17 protein-coding genes are annotated in these 17,053 nt (G+C 69.2%); 8 read left to right on the forward strand and 9 right to left on the reverse strand.

The genetic code is table 11. From position 1 onward, the window contains the following. Positions 1-9 precede the first annotated feature (9 nt). Both ACIPY8_RS13925 and ACIPY8_RS13930 read right to left on the reverse strand, forming a co-directional pair. Positions 10-1,425 carry a cytochrome ubiquinol oxidase subunit I gene (locus ACIPY8_RS13925; protein WP_400819238.1) on the reverse strand — a complete coding sequence of 472 codons (1,416 nt, stop codon included), beginning with the start codon at positions 1,423-1,425 and terminating at the stop codon, positions 10-12. 91 nt (positions 1,426-1,516) lie between these two features. Beyond that, positions 1,517-2,143, reverse strand: coding sequence for a helix-turn-helix transcriptional regulator (locus tag ACIPY8_RS13930; RefSeq protein ID WP_400819240.1), 627 nt, complete (start codon positions 2,141-2,143; stop codon positions 1,517-1,519). A gap of 100 nt (positions 2,144-2,243) precedes the next feature. On the opposite strand from ACIPY8_RS13930, the gene radA reads away from it, so the two are divergent. Further along, on the forward strand, positions 2,244-3,611 hold the full coding sequence (gene radA / locus ACIPY8_RS13935) for a DNA repair protein RadA (protein WP_400819242.1): 1,368 nt from the start codon (positions 2,244-2,246) through the stop codon (positions 3,609-3,611). A 2-nt stretch (positions 3,612-3,613) separates the two neighbouring features. On the opposite strand, the gene ACIPY8_RS13940 is transcribed toward radA, so the two are convergent. The 4 genes from ACIPY8_RS13940 to ACIPY8_RS13955 all read right to left on the reverse strand — a co-directional run bounded on the left by ACIPY8_RS13940 (position 3,614) and on the right by ACIPY8_RS13955 (position 8,093). Next, on the reverse strand, positions 3,614-4,024 hold the full coding sequence (locus ACIPY8_RS13940) for a dehydrogenase (protein ID WP_400819244.1): 411 nt from the start codon (positions 4,022-4,024) through the stop codon (positions 3,614-3,616). Positions 4,025-4,315: 291 nt separating this feature from the next. After that, positions 4,316-4,963: a hypothetical protein gene (locus tag ACIPY8_RS13945; RefSeq protein WP_400819246.1), complete on the reverse strand. Its 648-nt coding sequence runs from the start codon at positions 4,961-4,963 to the stop codon at positions 4,316-4,318. A gap of 9 nt (positions 4,964-4,972) precedes the next feature. After that, the gene (locus ACIPY8_RS13950; protein WP_400819249.1) at positions 4,973-5,476 is read right to left on the reverse strand and encodes an amino-acid N-acetyltransferase; all 504 of its coding nucleotides are present in this window, start codon (positions 5,474-5,476) and stop codon (positions 4,973-4,975) included. An 88-nt stretch (positions 5,477-5,564) separates the two neighbouring features. Beyond that, entirely contained in the window at positions 5,565-8,093 is a 2,529-nt protein-coding gene (locus ACIPY8_RS13955; protein WP_400819252.1) for an ATP-dependent Clp protease ATP-binding subunit, read from the reverse strand. Positions 8,094-8,343: 250 nt separating this feature from the next. On the opposite strand from ACIPY8_RS13955, the gene ACIPY8_RS13960 reads away from it, so the two are divergent. Genes ACIPY8_RS13960 through ACIPY8_RS13970 form a run of 3 tightly spaced genes read left to right on the forward strand, consistent with a single transcriptional unit; the run spans position 8,344 to position 9,979 of the window. Further along, entirely contained in the window at positions 8,344-8,961 is a 618-nt protein-coding gene (locus tag ACIPY8_RS13960) for a hypothetical protein (RefSeq protein ID WP_400819255.1), read from the forward strand. Further along, positions 8,961-9,752: a hypothetical protein gene (locus ACIPY8_RS13965; protein ID WP_400819258.1), complete on the forward strand. Its 792-nt coding sequence runs from the start codon at positions 8,961-8,963 to the stop codon at positions 9,750-9,752. The genes ACIPY8_RS13960 and ACIPY8_RS13965 overlap by 1 nt, the downstream gene beginning before the upstream one ends. Then, a complete protein-coding gene (locus ACIPY8_RS13970) occupies positions 9,749-9,979 on the forward strand; it encodes a helix-turn-helix domain-containing protein (RefSeq protein WP_400819261.1) in 231 nt (76 codons plus the stop codon). The genes ACIPY8_RS13965 and ACIPY8_RS13970 overlap by 4 nt, the downstream gene beginning before the upstream one ends. Positions 9,980-10,244: 265 nt before the next feature. Here the strand turns inward: ACIPY8_RS13970 and ACIPY8_RS13975 are convergent, their stop codons facing one another. Continuing rightward, entirely contained in the window at positions 10,245-10,613 is a 369-nt protein-coding gene (locus ACIPY8_RS13975; protein WP_400819264.1) for a YbjQ family protein, read from the reverse strand. A gap of 108 nt (positions 10,614-10,721) precedes the next feature. Between ACIPY8_RS13975 and ACIPY8_RS13980 the strand changes: the two genes are divergently transcribed. After that, entirely contained in the window at positions 10,722-11,063 is a 342-nt protein-coding gene (locus ACIPY8_RS13980; protein WP_400819267.1) for a hypothetical protein, read from the forward strand. Positions 11,064-11,239: 176 nt separating this feature from the next. Further along, the gene (locus tag ACIPY8_RS13985; protein WP_400819269.1) at positions 11,240-12,661 is read left to right on the forward strand and encodes a dicarboxylate/amino acid:cation symporter; all 1,422 of its coding nucleotides are present in this window, start codon (positions 11,240-11,242) and stop codon (positions 12,659-12,661) included. A gap of 229 nt (positions 12,662-12,890) precedes the next feature. Here the strand turns inward: ACIPY8_RS13985 and ACIPY8_RS13990 are convergent, their stop codons facing one another. After that, positions 12,891-14,624 (reverse strand): cation:proton antiporter, encoded by a 1,734-nt coding sequence (locus ACIPY8_RS13990; protein WP_400819272.1) that lies wholly within the window; start codon positions 14,622-14,624, stop codon positions 12,891-12,893. A gap of 50 nt (positions 14,625-14,674) precedes the next feature. On the opposite strand from ACIPY8_RS13990, the gene ACIPY8_RS13995 reads away from it, so the two are divergent. After that, positions 14,675-15,715 carry an LLM class flavin-dependent oxidoreductase gene (locus ACIPY8_RS13995; RefSeq protein WP_400820342.1) on the forward strand — a complete coding sequence of 347 codons (1,041 nt, stop codon included), beginning with the start codon at positions 14,675-14,677 and terminating at the stop codon, positions 15,713-15,715. 89 nt (positions 15,716-15,804) lie between these two features. Then, positions 15,805-16,011, forward strand: coding sequence for a methyltransferase (locus ACIPY8_RS14000; protein WP_400819274.1), 207 nt, complete (start codon positions 15,805-15,807; stop codon positions 16,009-16,011). Positions 16,012-16,040: 29 nt separating this feature from the next. Here the strand turns inward: ACIPY8_RS14000 and pheA are convergent, their stop codons facing one another. Then, positions 16,041-17,036 carry a prephenate dehydratase gene (gene pheA / locus ACIPY8_RS14005; protein WP_400819277.1) on the reverse strand — a complete coding sequence of 332 codons (996 nt, stop codon included), beginning with the start codon at positions 17,034-17,036 and terminating at the stop codon, positions 16,041-16,043. Positions 17,037-17,053 lie beyond the last annotated feature (17 nt).

The following is a 17,053-nucleotide window of genomic DNA, read 5'->3' on the forward strand; positions in this document are numbered from 1 at the left end:
TCCTTCCTCTCAGTACACGACAGACGGCAGCTGGGCCGTCTCCTCGTGGGGCTGCTCGTCGGTGTCAGGGCCCTTCTGCGCGGCCTTGACGATGAGTCGGACCTCGACGACCGCGAGCGACGCGTAGATCGCCGTGAACGCGATGAGCGAGATGAGCACGTCGACGCCGGTCACGCCGGGCGAGACGCCGTCCTTCGTGGTCATGAGGCCGAACACGATCCACGGCTGTCGACCCATCTCGGTGAACACCCAGCCCATGATGTTGGCGACGAGTGCGAGTGGGAACGACCAGATCGCGAGCTTCCACATCCACGGCGCCGGGGCCTTCTTGGCGCCCTTGCGGGTCAGCCACAGGCCGACGACGGCGACGAGGCCGGCGGCCATGCCGAGGCCGATCATCCAGCGGAACGCCCAGTACGTGACCCAGAGGATCGGCGCGAACTCGGTGAGTCCGGTGTCGGCGAAGGTCGTGGCGTACTCGGCATTGAGGTCGTTGATGCCGTGCACGCAGGCGTCGAACGTGTGCGTCGACAGCAGCGACAGCAGGTACGGCACCCGGATGCTGAACAGCTCGGAGCTGCCGTCGGGCGTGCCGAGCGTGAAGAGGCTGAACGCGGCATCCGGTCCGCACACGGTGTTGAAGGTCGCCTCGGCCGCGGCCATCTTCATGGGCTGCGCGGCGTACATCGCGAGTCCCAGCTGGTCGCCCGTGAGCACGACGCCCGCGGTCGAGACGATCATCGCCCAGAGGCCGAACTTGAGCGAGATGCGCATGGTGTCGAAGTGCTGACCGCGGGCCAGATGCCAGGCCGACACCGAGATCACGACGCCGGCGGCGAACATCAGCGCGCCGAAGATCGTGTGCGGGAAGGCGGCGAGCGCGACCGGGTTCGTCAGCAGCGCCCAGAAGTCCGTGAGCTCGGCACGGTTCGTCTCGGGGTTGAACACGTAGCCGACCGGGTTCTGCATGAACGCGTTCGCCGCGATGATGAAGTACGCCGACAGGATGCTGCCGATCGAGACGCACCAGATCGTGGCGAGGTGCAGCTTCTGCGGGAGCTTGTCCCAGCCGAAGATCCAGAGGCCGATGAACGTGGCCTCGAAGAAGAACGCCAGCAGACCCTCGAACGCGAGCGGGGCGCCGAACACGTCGCCGACGAAGCGCGAGTAGTCCGACCAGTTCATGCCGAACTGGAACTCCTGCACGATGCCGGTCACGACGCCCATGGCGAAGTTGATGAGGAAGATCTTGCCGAAGAACCGCGTGAGGTGGAGGTACTGCACCTTGCCGGTGCGCACCCACGCGGTCTGGAAGATCGCGGCGACGAGCGCCATGCCGATCGTCAGCGGCACGAACAGGTAGTGGTAGACGGTCGTGAGACCGAACTGCCATCGCGAGAGGGCGAGCGGGTCGAGCCATTCCATGGTGGCCACTCCTTCTTCTGAGCCTGCGGCCGCGCGGATCGGGGACCGATGACCCTCGTGGGGTCGCCGGTCGGGGAGGACAGATGGTCGCCTAGGCGGCGGTCATCTCCGTCAGACGCAGCTGCACGGTGCATTCCTCCGGGAGTCCGGAGGCGCGCACGGCCTCGGCAGCGAGCGGCCCGCCCGCTTCGGCGAGCACCCCCTGCATGAGGCCGAGATGCACGGAGCACAGCATCGGGCGGTCTTCGGCGCGGCCCGCGGCGTGCGGGCACGGGGTGAGGTCGACCGTGAGCTGCTCGTCATCGACGACGGGCTCGAAGCCGCTCTCCTCCAAGTGTTCGATCAGGGCGTCCAGCTGGTAGGTCGCGTCACGACCCAGGACGGAGGCGGATGCCGGGAGCATCCGGCGGAGCAGGTCGCCGCGCTGGGCCGCGGCCTTCGCCTTGCCTCGGGCGATGGGGCTGGAGGCGTCGCCCGTCCCCGTCGCGGCGCTGTAGAGGATGCGCGGCCGGCCCCGGGTCGTGCGGCGCTCGGTGACCTGGATCACGTAGCCGCCTTCGATCAGACGCTGCAGATGCTCGCGGACCGTGTTGGCGTGCAGGCCCGTCGCGTCGCACAGCTCGCCGATCGTGCGCTCCGCGCGGCTCTGCACCAGGTGCAGGATTCGCACCCGGGAGAACGTCGAGATCGGCCCGCACACGGGCGCTCCGTTGGCCATGGCTCCAGTATCCCGTGGCCGCTGCGCGACATCGAGGGCTTCGGCCGTGAATAATGCGCGCAGCGATAGGGATGTCGGATGCCGGCGATAGCCTGGCTGCATGGCTGCCCGTAAACCCGCTCCTCCCGCGTATGTCTGCACCGAGTGCGGATGGACGACGGCGAAGTGGGTCGGCCGCTGCGGCGAGTGCCAGCAGTGGGGCACGGTGCAGGAGCAGAGTGCGCAGACCGGCATCCTCAGCCGCGTGACCCCGCTCACGCCGTCGGCCGACCGTGCGGCACGACCGATCACGCAGATCACGACGACCGATGCGCCCCGACGCACGAGCGGCGTGGGCGAGTTCGACCGCGTACTGGGCGGCGGGATCGTGCCCGGCGCCGCCATCCTGCTGAGCGGCGAGCCCGGGGTCGGCAAGTCGACCCTGCTGCTCGAGGTCGCGGCGAAGGCGGCGCAGTCGGGCCGTCGCGTGCTGTACGCGAGCGCCGAGGAGTCTCCCGCCCAGGTGCGACTGCGCGCCGAGCGCACGGGTGCGCTGCACGACGAGCTGTACCTCGCGAGCGAGACCGATCTCGCGACGATCCTCGGCCACATCGACGATGTCGCTCCGCAGCTCGTGATCGTCGATTCCGTGCAGACCGTGTCGTCGTCGCTCATCGACGGGGCCGCGGGCCAGCCGAGTCAGGTGCGCGAGGTCGCCGCGACGCTGATCCGCGTGGCCAAGGAACGGGGCCTCCCGGTCATCATCGTCGGGCATGTGACGAAGGACGGTCAGGTGGCCGGCCCCCGGGTGCTCGAGCACCTCGTCGACGTCGTGTGCCACTTCGAGGGCGACCGCCAGACGACGCTGCGCTTCATCCGCGCGCTCAAGAACCGCTTCGGCCCCACCGACGAGGTGGGATGCTTCGAGATGACCGGCGACGGCATCGCCGAGGTGCCCGATCCGTCCGGCCTTTTCCTGTCGCAGGGCGCGACCGAACCCGGCACCTGCGTCGCCATCTCCCTCGAGGGCCGTCGCGCGCTGCCGGTCGAGGTGCAGGCGCTCACCGTGGGCACCACCGCGCCGAACCCGCGGCGGGTCGTGCACGGGCTCGACTCCTCGCGCGTGGCGATGGTCCTCGCGATCCTCGAGCGCCGCGCCGGCATCAAGACCAGCACGCTCGACGTGTACGTGTCCACGGTCGGCGGAGTGCGCTTCACCGAACCCGCGGCCGACCTCGCGATCGCGATCGCCGTGGCCGGGTCGATCCAGCAGATCTCCGTTCCGCGGACGGTGGCCGCGGTGGGCGAGCTCAGCCTCGCGGGCGAGATCCGTCCCGTGACGCAGTCGACGCAGCGCCGGTCCGAGGCCGCGCGCCTGGGCTACGAGCAGGTCGTCGACGACCGGTCGAAGACGCTGCGTGCTGCGCTCGACGATGTCCGCGCGCGCAACACCTCACGCCGACGCGAGGCCGACATCCCGCCGTTCTGACGTCAGGCGTCGAGCGCCTTGAGGATCTCCTCGGGAGACGCCTGCATGGGATGCGGGCCCGCGATGTCGAGGAACACCGTCGTGATGGGGTGCGAGGTCAGGAACTTCCGCAGCCAGTCGGCGGAGTAGATGCCCACGCCGGGCGGGAGGTTCGCGGGCTTGTTCTTCGCGTCGCTGAACAGGAGCAGGGCGAGGTCGCCGCTCGACGGGTCCCGGTAGGTCCACACCTCCCCGCTGTCGAGAGGGTTGTCACGCGCTCCGGGCTTCACCAACGGCACGACTGTGGTGCCGTGGCGGAGCGCCAGCGCGACGGCCGCGACGTCCTGCTTCTCGAGGGCCTGCGCGAGAGCATCCGACCGGAAGTCCTCGGGTGCGGGCTTGCTGCTGCCGGCCTTCGCCTTCTTCGCTGCCATGACTCCAGCTTATTCACGGTGCGCACGGCGTCGCGTCGGAATCCGCCCGGGAGGTGATTGGGGCCCTCTCGAGTCCCACATTGGGGACTGGGGTACTCGAGAGGGCCCTCGGGCTCTCGCGCGGCAAGTGTCGAAGCGCTGGGGACGCTGTGAGTCGACGCCACTGGGGATGGCATGAGCGCCGCATGATCAGAGAGCCGTTTCCAATGGTATCCCAAAGAAAGCGGGGTGTCAGCCCCGATACTGAGTGCAGGTAGGTATTCGGGGGTGTCGAACCGCCGCGACCGCGGATCAGTACAGCAGGATCTGCTTCGTGGCGGCTCCGGCGAAACCGCCGATCTCGACCGCCACGTGATACGACGAGCCCCCGCCGGGCGCCCGAGGACGGTTCTCCTGGGCGCAGGTCTCGACGCTGGAGCGCGTGCGATCCCACACGACCGGGACCTTGCTCGCGACCGTCGCGCCGGCCGCGAGCGTCGCGATCATGCTGCTCGGATTCTCCTGGCAGTCGGTCGAACGCCACCAGACGTCGGCGCCGCTCGACACCGTGAACACCTGCGTGGTCGACCCGACGTCGATCGTGCAATCCGTCGCTCCGTTGTTGGTGAGCGAGATCGACAGGTTCGGCAGTACGCCGGCCGCGTACGTGTCGGCGTCGGTGACCGCGGTGACGACGATGTCCTTCGCCTCGCACGCCACGACGCCGGGGGTCTCCTCCGCCGTCGGATCGGGCGACGGCGACTCCGTGCCCTGGGTCGGGGTGACGCTGGGCGTGGGCGTGCCGGTCGAGGTCGGCACGGGCGACGCGTCGGTCTCCGCCGCCCAGGGCCGCGTGATCAGCAGCCAGGCCGAGAGGCCCACGAACGCGACGAAGAGGACGAGCCCGATGAGCGCCACGATGCGCCGGCGACGATAGACGGCGGCGGACTGGCGGGGCATGATCCCAGGTTAGTTCAGGCGCTTCAGCATCCTGGTGTTGCCGAGCGTGTTCGGTTTGACGTGCGCGAGGTCGAGGAACTCCTCCACACCCGCGTCGCCGCTGCGCAGGAGCTGCGAGTACACGTCGGGGTCGACGACCTGCTCCCCGATCGGCGTGTAGCCGCGACGTCCGAAGAACGCGACCTCGAAGGTGAGGCAAAATAGGCGGCTGAGACCGAGCTCGCGCGCCTGCTCCTCGAGGCGCCCGACGATCGCGCCGCCGACGCCGTGGTGCAGCCAGTCGTCGCGCACCATCAGCGTGCGCACCTCGCCGAGGTCCTCCCAGAACACGTGCAGCGCCCCGCAGGCGATCAGCTCGCCGTCGGCCTCGGCGACCACGAACTCCTGCACGGCGCCGTACAGGACCGCGAGGTCCTTGCCGAGCAGGATGCGCTGCTCGACCATCGGACGCAGGAGGGCGCTGATGCCGATGACGTCGGCGCTGCGCGCCGGACGGACGATGTACTCGCTCACGTCCTCCAGCCTAGAACCGTCCGCCTGATCGCCCGCCGGACACGACGAAGGGGCGGATGCCGCAGCATCCGCCCCTTCGGTGTCGATCTCAGTCGTTGCCGGTGATCGCGAGGTCCGGCGTCGCGGAGATCTCGCCGCCACCGGTGTTCACGCCGACCGCGACCTTCTCGCCACGGGGTCCGTGGTCGAAGAGGAACTCGCCGTCCTTCGCGTCGACCTTCACGTGGTCGCCGGGGTTGAGCTCGCCGTGCAGGATCTTCTCCGACAGACGGTCCTCGACCTCGTGCTGCATCGCGCGACGCAGCGGCCGGGCGCCGAGCGCCGGGTCGAACCCGATCTCGATCAGGCGCTCCTTGGCGGCCAGCGAGAGCTCGATCGTCATGTCGCGGTCCAGCAGACGCTCGCCGAGGCGCTTGGTGAACAGATCGACGATCTGCACCAGCTCCTCCTTGTTCAGCTGCGGGAACACGATGATGTCGTCGACGCGGTTCAGGAACTCGGGCTTGAAGTTGCGCTTCAGCTCCTCGTTGACCTTGCCCTTCATGCGCTCGTAGGTCGTGGCGTTGCTGCCCTCGATCTGGAAGCCCACGGGACCGCCGGCGATGTCACGCGCACCGAGGTTGGTGGTCATGATGATCACGGTGTTCTTGAAGTCGATCACGCGACCCTGGCCGTCGGTCAGACGACCCTCTTCCAGGATCTGCAGGAGCGAGTTGAAGATGTCCGGGTGCGCCTTCTCGATCTCGTCGAAGAGCACGACGCTGAACGGCTTGCGGCGCACCTTCTCGGTGAGCTGGCCGCCCTCTTCGAATCCGACGAACCCGGGAGGGGCACCGAACAGACGCGAGACGGTGTGCTTCTCACCGAACTCGCTCATGTCGAGCGAGATCAGCGCGGCCTCGTCGTCGAACAGGAACTCCGCGAGAGCCTTGGCCAGCTCGGTCTTTCCGACGCCCGTGGGGCCGGCGAAGATGAACGAGCCCGACGGGCGCTTCGGGTCCTTGAGGCCCGCACGCTGACGACGGATCGTCTTGGAGAGGGCCGCGATGGCCTCCTCCTGACCGATGACGCGCTGGTGCAGCGCCTTCTCCATGAAGACGAGCCGCGAGGACTCCTCCTCGGTCAGCTTGAACACGGGGATGCCGGTGGCCTGGGCGAGCACCTCGGCGATCAGGCCCTCGTCGACGACCGCCTGGGTCGCGACGTCGCCCGAACGCCACTGCTTCTCGAGGCGCAGACGCTCCGCGAGGAGGCTCTTCTCCTCGTCGCGCAGCGAGGCGGCCTTCTCGAAGTCCTGCTCCTCGGAGGCGATCTCCTTCTGCTCGCGCACGGCGGCGATCTTCTCGTCGAACTCGCGCAGCTCGGGCGGGCTCGAGAGGATCGACAGGCGCAGGCGGGCGCCGGCCTCGTCGATCAGGTCGATGGCCTTGTCCGGCAGGAAGCGGTCCGACACGTAGCGGTCGGCGAGGTTCGCCGCCGCGACGATCGCGCCGTCGGTGATCTGCACCTTGTGGTGCGCCTCGTAGCGGTCGCGCAGCCCCTTGAGGATGTTGATCGCGTGCGGCAGGCTCGGCTCGTTCACCTGGATCGGCTGGAAGCGGCGCTCGAGAGCGGCATCCTTCTCGAAGTGCTTGCGGTACTCGTCGAGGGTCGTGGCGCCGATGGTCTGCAGCTCGCCGCGCGCGAGGAGCGGCTTGAGGATGCTGGCGGCGTCGATCGCGCCCTCGGCAGCGCCCGCACCCACGAGGGTGTGGATCTCGTCGATGAAGACGATGATGTCGCCGCGCGTGCGGATCTCCTTCGTGACCTTCTTCAGACGCTCCTCGAAGTCACCGCGGTAGCGGGAACCGGCGATGAGCGAGCCGAGGTCGAGCGAGTAGAGCTGCTTGTCCTTGAGCGTCTCGGGCACGTCGCCCTTGACGATGGCCTGCGCGAGGCCCTCGACGACGGCGGTCTTGCCCACGCCGGGCTCGCCGATCAGGACGGGGTTGTTCTTGGAACGACGCGAGAGGATCTGCATGACCCGCTCGATCTCCTTCTCGCGCCCGATGACGGGGTCGAGCTTGTTGTCGCGCGCGGCCTGCGTGAGGTTGCGGCCGAACTGGTCGAGCACCTGCGAGCCGCCCTGGGCGCTCGGGGTGTCGTTCGACTGCGCGCCGACGGCGGCGGGCTCGCGTCCGGGGGCGCCGGACAGGAGCTGGATGACCTGCTGACGGACCTTGTTCAGGTCGGCGCCGAGCTTGACCAGCACCTGGGCGGCCACGCCCTCGCCCTCGCGGATGAGGCCGAGCAGGATGTGCTCGGTGCCGATGTAGTTGTGGCCGAGCTGGAGGGCCTCGCGGAGGCTGAGCTCGAGCACCTTCTTGGCGCGCGGCGTGAACGGGATGTGCCCGGTCGGCTGCTGCTGACCCTGGCCGATGATGTCCTGGACCTGCTCGCGGACGGCGTCAAGGGAGATGCCGAGACTCTCGAGCGCCTTGGCGGCGACGCCCTCACCCTCGTGGATGAGGCCGAGCAGGATGTGCTCGGTGCCGATGTAGTTGTGGTTGAGCATCTTCGCCTCTTCCTGGGCGAGGACGACCACACGACGGGCTCGGTCGGTGAATCTCTCGAACATGCTGTGACTCCTTTATTCGCACGTGTTGTTCGACACTGGCGAAGACGCATGAAGCGCTTGTACATCGAGAGTAACCACCGCGCGCGGGTGGTATGCCCGTGTTCGCCGTCGGCATAGTGCCATGACGGCCGGCGAGGGAGTGCGGCGACGGGCGGAGACGGACAGATGCGGATGCCGGTGTTGACGCGCATATCGAGAGTCGATATGTTAACGATTGTCGGTAACAACGATAGTCGATAAGGAGCGGACGATGTCCTCCACGAAGAACGACCGCACGCTGAGCCGCGGCGACGTCGCATCCCTCGTCGGGTTCTGTATCGCCGGTGTGGTGATCGCCCTGTACTTCACGGTCTTCTCGATCACCCGCATCGTCGAGCTGGCGCGCGGGACCGATGTCGCGGTGCCGATCGAGTTCCTCGGCGACAGCGTCGATCTCCCCCTGGCGACCGGCGGCACGATCCCGGTCGCACTCGACAGCGGCACGATCCTCGCCCCGCAGCTCCCCCTCGTCGCCGTCGTTCCGGGAATTCTCGCGCAGGTCGTGCAGATCATCGCGGTCGTCGTCGTGATCGCCTGCCTGATCCTCCTCGCGCGCAGCACCATCGGCGGGAGGATCTTCGGCCGCGGGCGCACGGCGCTCGTCGCGACCGCCGGCATCACCGGCCTCCTGGGCTTCTCCGGCGTGCGATTCTTCGACAACATGCTCGCGAACGCCACGGTGTCGCGCCTCACGGACAACGCGATCGACAACGCCGTCATCACCGTCGAGCCCTTTCCCTTCATCCTCGCGGCGTTCGTGATCGCGCTCATCACCACGGTGTTCTCGATCGGCGACCGCCTGCAGAAGGAGACGGAGGGACTCGTCTGATGTTCAGCTTCGGAGCCGAGACGCTGGACTCGTCACTCGCGAGCATCGGCATCGCGCTGGGGGTGTTCGCGCTCATCGTCGCGGTCATCGCGCTCGCGGGACGTCTGCGCGGCAGCCGCACCATCGCGCTCGACGCGACCCTCGCGATCACGGGACTCTGGCTCGTGATGGCAGCGGCGAGCATCGTCATCTTCGTCATCAAGGCCTTCACGGTCGACTGGGCGGAAGTGCCCGGCCCCAGTGGGACGTCGATCGACTGGCCCGCGGACCTGCCGTGTTCCCGCGACGACGGAGGGGATGCCCCGGCCTCGAGCACCCCGACCTTGCGCTGTTCCTCGGCGGCGCTGTCGGACCTGACCGTCGCGCACGCCTCCCTCGGGCTGCGGATGCTCGCAGCATCGTCGCAGATCAGCACCGTCCTCCTGTGGACGATCCCCATCGCCCTGCTCGCGATCGTCTGCTTCCGGACGCTGCGGGGTCGCGCTTTCTCGGCGACACTTCCGCGCACGCTCACGGGCGGCGCGATCGCCGTCCTCGTGATCGGGATCGCCCACGATCTGCTCGGCGGGATCACCGCGACGGCGGCTCTGCGCGAGGTGTTCTCTCCCTCGGACTACGCGTGGTACCCGTCGACGTACCAGCTCACCGTGACGATGCTGCCGTTCGCCGGTGCGCTCTTCCTCGCCGCGCTCGCCGCGGTGTTCCGCCACGGCATCCGTCTGCAGCAGGAGCGCGATGCGCTGAAACGCGAGAACGAGACGCTCGCCGACGACACCCGGGGGCTCGTGTGAGCCCGGCCGAGAGCGACGACGAGCTCACCGGCATCCACTGCCGTCTCGACGAGCTGCTCGCCGAGCGCGGGATGACGCTGACCGAGCTGAGCGCACGCGTGGGCGTGAGCATCGTCAATCTGTCGGTGCTCAAGAACGACCGGGCCAGGGCCATCCGCTACTCGACCCTGCGCGCGATCTGCGAGGCGCTGCAGTGCGAGGTCGGCGACCTGCTCGTGCTCGCCTGATCCGGGCTCGGGTCGCCGCTCCGAGGACCTCGACGGTCTCCGCACGTGCTTCCCGTCGCAGTTCGTGCCACCGCCGGCGCGCCGGGTCGCAGTTCGTGCCGTCGGAATCCGACACGGGCGGCACGAAGTGCGACCGGAACGATGTGCGACCCGGAACGAAGTGCGACCGGAACGATGTGCGACCCGGAACGATGTGCGACCCGGAACGAAGTGCGACCGGAACGAATGCCGGACAGCGAGCGGATGCCGGGCGGTCGGCGTGCCGTCAGGCGACCGGCGGCTGGGGAGGCTGCGGGGCGGTGGATGCCGCGGCGGACGCGAGCGGCTCGACCACCACCGCGGTGCCGTAGGCGCAGATCTCCGTGAAGTTCGCGATCGAGCCGGCGTCGAAGCGCATCGCGACGATCGCGTTGCCGCCGCGCTGCTGCGCCTCGGCCCACATCCGGCCCATCACGACCTGGCGCGCCTCGTACATGACCTGCGTGAACTCGGGGATCTCACCGCCCCCGAGCGAGCGGAACCCTGCGGTGAAGCCCTGACCGAAGTCGGTCGAGCGCACAGTCAGCCCCATGACCTCCCCGAGCACCTGGGTGATGCGGTAGCCGGGGATGTCGTTCGTCGTCACCATGAACATGACGCCATCGTGGCACTCCGCGCGCGGCGGCGACAGAGCCGGGGAGTGGGGATTTCTCCCCATGCAACCCCCTTCTATGAATCCCCTGTGCATGGATACGGTCGAGGCATGAAGCTCAACGACCGGAACCTGCGCCCCGCCTCCCGCATCCTCCTCGCCCTGCCCATCGCGGCCCTCGCCTTCTCGCTCGCCGCCTGCGGCGGAGCCGCACCCCGACCGTCGGCGGACGACGTCGCCGCCGGAATCGGCAAGGTCTTCGAGGAGCAGGGCTTCGGCGACACGATCGACGCCGATGCTTCGCAGTGCCTGGCCGAGTACCTGGTCGACTCCGACCTCAGCGACGAGACGCTCAACTACCTCGCGAACGGCGAGGACAAGCAGGCCAACCAGGAGGACAAGGACATCACGACGAAGGTGATCGCGGATCACCTGCAGGAGTGCGCGGCCTGAGGCGACGCCTCGGAACGTGAAGGATGACGGATGCCGCGGCATCCGTCATCCTTCGTCACATCGGCCCGGGGAATGTCAGGGCGCTCCTAGCGTTGACCGATATGGCGTGCATTTCGCGCGCATCGATCCGTCCACGCGCGCCCCCAGACGCGCAACGACCCTGGAGTCCCCACCCCATGAGCACCACCGCGCGCGCCGTCAAGGCGCCAGACACCCGCGGGCCGGTCCGGAAGCTGCTGACCTCGTTCGGCTTCCAGATCCTCGCGGCCCTCGTCCTCGGGATCGCCGCCGGCCTCATCGCCCGCCAGCTCGGCGCCACCGCCGACAGCCCGAACGGCCTCTCCGCGACGCTCGACACGATCGGCAGCTCCTACGTGACGCTGCTGCGCGCCGCCGTCGTGCCGCTGATCTTCACCGCGATCGTCGCGAGCATCTCGAACCTGCGCCGCGTGCAGAACGCCGCACGCCTCGCGGGGCAGACGCTGCTCTGGTTCGCGATCACCGCGTTCATCGCCGTGACGATCGGCATCGTGCTGGGCCTCGTGATCCAGCCCGGCTCCCGCGCGGGTGAGGGCCTCGAGCCCAGCGACCCGTACACGGTCGGCACCTGGTGGAACTTCCTGCTCGGCCTCATCCCGCAGAACTTCCTCGGGATCGGCGTGAGCACCAATCCCGGCGCGGTCGAGGGCACGTTCTCCTCGAGCGTGAACTTCAACATCCTGCAGGTCATCGTCGTCGCGGTCGCCGTGGGCATCGCGGCACTGAAGGCCGGCAAGAAGGCCGAGCCGTTCCTCGCGTTCACCGAGTCGCTGCTCAAGGTCATCCAGCGCGTGCTGTGGTGGATCATCCGCATCGCCCCGATAGGCACGTTCGGCCTCATCGGCGCGGCCGTCGTCAAGTACGGCTGGGAGAAGCTCGCCGCGCTCGGCTGGTTCGCGATCGCGATCTACATCGGCCTCGCCATCGTGCTGTTCGTCGTCTACCCCGTGCTGGTGAAGACGCACGGCCTGTCGATCAAGCAGTACTTCTCGGGCGTGTGGCCCGCCGTGCAGCTCGGCTTCGTCAGCCGCTCGTCGATCGGCACGCTGCCCCTCACCGAGCGCGTGACCGAGCGCAACCTCGGCGTGCCCCGCTCGTACGCGTCGTTCGCGGTGCCGTTCGGCGCGACCACCAAGATGGACGGCTGCGCCGCGATCTACCCGGCCATCGCCGCGATCTTCGTGGCGCAGTTCTTCGGCATCGAACTGAACTTCGTGCAGTACCTGCTGATCGTCCTCGTCTCGGTGGTCGGCTCCGCCGCCACCGCCGGAACCACGGGCGCGACCGTCATGCTGACGCTCACGCTGTCGACCCTCGGACTGCCGCTCGAGGGCGTCGGCCTGCTGCTCGCGATCGACCCGATCCTCGACATGGGCCGCACCGCGGTCAACGTCGCCGGTCAGGCGCTCGTGCCCGCGATCGTCGCCAAGCGCGAAGGGATCCTCAACGAGGAGCTCTACAACGCACCCCGCGAGGGCCTGCCGTTCGCCGACGACACCGACGACGAGCCCGAGGCCGACGCCGCGGCATCCGAGACGGAGCCCGCCGCGACTCGCTGACCCGCATGTCCCGAAGCGCCTCGCCCCTCCCGGGGCGGGGCGCTTCTGCATCCCCGCCCCAGCCCGCGTCCCCCAGCCGTTGCACATCCCCGTCACTGTCGTCGAAACCCACCCCCCGCGTCGAGGCCCACCAGTAGCGGCGTCCGGCGTGGTGGGCTTCGGCGGGAGTGGTGGGTTTCGACGCCCAGACGAGGTGTCGGCAGGACCCGGCGGGATCAGGACAGGATGCTCAGGCGCGGCCCTGCTGGCGGGTGGCGCCGCGGGTGTCGAGCGCCAGCTCCTCGGCATCCATCGCGGTCATGAGCTCGCGCATGACCTCCTCGTCGAGGTTGCCGGCGTCGCGCTCCTGCACGAGGATGTCGCGCCGCACCTGCAGCCACCCGCGCGAGAGCGCCACGAGGTCGTCGAACGAGGGCCGGTGCACCGCGGCATCCTCGACCTCCTGCGCCTCGTCCGTGTCCTTCTGCACGCGGGTCATGCGCTTCGTGAACGCGTCGAACATGTCGAGGTCGGCGGGTCCGTGCTTCGCCTCCCACTCGGCGCGCTTCGCGGTGAGGAACTCCTTGCCGGCCGCCCGGCTCTTCTCCTTGACGGCCTCGAGCGCGCGCTCGTCCTCCTCCTCCTCGGAGTCCGTCGCTATGCCGAGCCGACGGATGAGCATCGGCAGGGTGAGGCCCTGCAGCAGCAGCGTGCCCACCGTGACGATGAAGGCCACGACGACGATCGCGTGCGAGGGCTCGGTCGAGAGTCCCGCGAGGTCGGCGGCGGCGAGCGCGGTCGCCAGCGTCACGACGCCGCGCATCCCCGCCCAGGAGATCACGGCGTTGTCCTTCCAGGTGAGCTGCAGTCCCGCCATGCGGTCGCGCACGATCTTGGACCGCAGTTCCTCAGGGGTGTACTCCTTCCAGCGCTTCGACTCGCGCCGCCGCTCGTCGAACGCCCCGGAGGCGACGCTGCGATCCCACCGTTCGAGGCGCTTGCGGTCCTGGAAATTCGACCACATGTTCGTCGGATACACGTACAGCGGACGCATCACGAGCACGACCAGCAGCACCACACCGGACAGCAGCAGGATGCGCGGGACCTCCTCGCCGCTCAGGTCGCTCAGCACCCGCGGGAACTGCAGGCCGATGTACGCGAACACGAAGCTCTCGAGCAGCAGGTCGGCCGACAGCCACAGCGGCTTCTCCTGCTGACGGGTCGTGTAGTCGGTGCGCGGGGAGTTGTAGCCGACGAAGAGGCCCATCGCGACGACTGCGAGCACACCCGATCCGAGCAGGTGCTCCGCGATCGCGTAGGCCCCGAACGGCGCCAGCAGCCCGAACGTGCCGATCACGACCGCATCGTTCACGCGCATGCGCAGCTGGTGCAGCACGGCGCCGAACACGAGCCCGACGACGACGCCCACTCCGACCGCCAGGAGGAACTGCCACACGCCGTCCCACACCGTGAGCGTCGCGCCGGCGATGATCGCCGCGAACACCCGGTACAGCGTGAGCGAGGTCGCGTCGTTGATGAGGCTCTCGCCCGACAGCACCGTCATGATGCGGCGGGGCAGACCGAGCTTGCGGCCGATCGCGGCGGCCGACACCGCGTCGGGCGGGGCCACGATCGCGCCGAGCAGCAGCGCTCCGGGCAGCGTCAGCGACGGGAGGATCCACCACGCCACGAGCCCGACCGCGAGCGAGGTCAGCAGGACGAGTGTGATGCCGAGGCGGCGGATCTGCGGGAGGCTGCGCTTGAACCCCACGAACGAGACGTCGAGCGCAGCCGAGTAGAGCAGCGGCGGCAACACGAGGTTCAGCAGCAGATGCCCGTCGATGTCGACGTCGGGCACGAAGGGCAGGAAGGATGCCGCGAGCGCGACCACCGTCACGAGCAGCGGTGCGGGCCAGCCGCGCCATCGGGCCACCGCCGCGACGACCACCGCACCGACGAGCACATAGAAGATCTCGGCATCCATGCCCTTCAAGATACTGCGCGGGGAATGCGCGCCGCCGTCTGCGGGTTGGACTGGGGGTGACTGCTCTCTCCGTCCTCGACCTCGTCCCGGTGCGCACCGGGCAGACCAGCGCCGAGGCCATCGCGGCCTCCCTGTCTCTCGCCGAGGCGGCCGACCGGCTGGGCTATCGCCGCTACTGGTTCGCCGAGCACCACAACATGCCGGCCGTCGCGTCGACCACTCCCCCCGTGCTGATCGCCGCCGCCGCGATGCGCACCGCGCGCATCCGCCTGGGTTCCGGTGGCGTGATGCTGCCCAACCACGCGCCGCTCATCGTCGCGGAGCAGTTCGCCGCACTCGAGGCCATCGCACCGGGGCGCATCGACCTGGGGCTCGGTCGCGCCCCCGGCAGCGACCCCGTCATCACGCAGCTGCTCCGCGGATCGGGCACGACCAGCGACGTCGAGCAGTTCCCGCGCCATGTGCAGGACATCGGGGCTCTCACCTCGGATGAGGGCGCCACCGTGCGCTTCACGTCCGGCGGCGAGTACACCGTGCGGGCGACGCCTGCCGCGACCGGCGCCCCGGAGATCTGGCTGCTCGGATCGAGCGACTACTCCGCGCAGCTGGCCGCCTCGCACGGTCTGCCCTACGTGTTCGCGAACCACTTCTCGGGGCAGGGCCTCGAACGCGCGCTCGACCTGTACCGCAGTTCGTACCGGCCGAGCGAGGAGCACCCCGAGCCCCGCACGTTCCTCACCGTGAACGCCGTCGCCGCGCCGACGCAGGAGGAAGCGGAGGCCCGCGCCCTGCCGCAGCTGCGCATGATGGCGCGGCTGCGGCTGAACAAGCCGCTCATCGCCCTGGAGACCGTCGAGGAAGCGCAGGCCGCCGAGATGGATGCCGCCGAGCAGCAGGTCGTCGAGGCCGCGCGCTCGCGGTGGATCGTCGGCACGGGCGAGTCCGTCGCGGCCGAGCTGCAGACGTTCGCGACGACGCACGGCGTCGACGAGGTCATGCTGTCGCCGGTCGCCGGAGCCTACGAGGCCGAACCGCGCGACGCCGCGGGAGGTCGCGCGCAGACGCTCGAGCTCATCGCCGCCGCACTCTAGGCCCCCGCGGCATCCGACCCGCCCTCCGCAAGGGGTGGCTTTCGCGCGTCCGCGGGCGTAGCGTCAGCGGCAACGGAAGGGGTTCGACCATGAGCACGAAGACCCTGGCCCTCTGGGTGGCATACGGAACGAACGGCGTGGTCGGCAGCATCCGCCACGATGACGAGGGGTACACCGTCGTGATGGCGGGTTCGGATGCGGCATCCGGCACGTACCCGAGCCTCGCGTCGGCGAAGGGCGCCCTGCACGCGAAGATGCGGCCGGGCAGCGACTGGCCGATGTTCCGCGAGCACTGAGCCGAGGCCCGGGGGCATGCCCGCGCGGGCTACGCCTCGGGCTCGCCGGAGAGGATGCCGCGCAGCCAGTCGCGCGCCTCGACGAACACGTCGTCCGCATAGCGGTCGGGGTACTGCACGATCTGGCGGTCGGCACGCGGGTACGACCCCAGGAACACGACGCGCGGGCTGAACCGGCGGATGCCGAGCAACGCGTCGGCCATGCGCTCGTGGGAGACGTGCCCGTCGGCGTCGATCACGAACCGGTAGCGGCCGAGTTCATCGCCGATCGGACGGGACTGGATCAGCGAGAGGTTGATCCCCCGGGTGGAGAACTGCTCGAGCATCTCGAGGAGCGATCCCGGGTGGTCGTTGGGGAGCTCGACGATGAGCGAGGTCTTGTCCGCACCGGTGGGCTCCGGAGCCGTCGTCGTGCGCGTGACCAGCACGAACCGCGTGACGGCCTGCGCGTTGTCGCCGATGTCGGTCGCGAGCACGTCGACGTCGAGGTGCTTCACGACTCCGGGAGCGGCGATGGCCGCCTGCGCGGGCAGCGACTCGTCGAGCACCCCGATGGCGGAGGCGACGTTGCTCGCCGCGGGCACGTGGGAGTGGGAGGGCAGGTGCTCCCCGAGCCACCCGTGGCACTGGGCGTAGGCGACCGGATGCGCGGCGATCACGCTCACATCGGCGAGCGAGGTGCCCCGCGGGGCGACGAGCACGAAGTTCACGCGCACGAGGTACTCGCCGATGATCCGGAGTCCGGGGATGGTGGCGAGGGCGTCCTGCGTGGTGGACACACCGCCCTCGACCGAGTTCTCGATCGCGATCATGGCGGCGTGACTGCGCCCCTCGAGCACGTCGGCGAGCGCCTCGCCGACGTTGTGCACGGCCCGCCAGTCCTGTCCGCGGGCCTCGGCGACCTGCTCGAGCGCCGCTTCCGTGAACGTTCCTGCGGGTCCCAGATAGCTGTAGGTGCGGCGTTCGGTCACGCGTTTCACTGTAGGGCACGCGTCGGGACCGCGGATCCGCCCCGTGTCAAGCATCCGTCATCGGCGTGCGC

This window comes from Microbacterium sp. NPDC089696 (assembly GCF_044749125.1).
GTDB lineage: Bacteria > Actinomycetota > Actinomycetes > Actinomycetales > Microbacteriaceae > Microbacterium.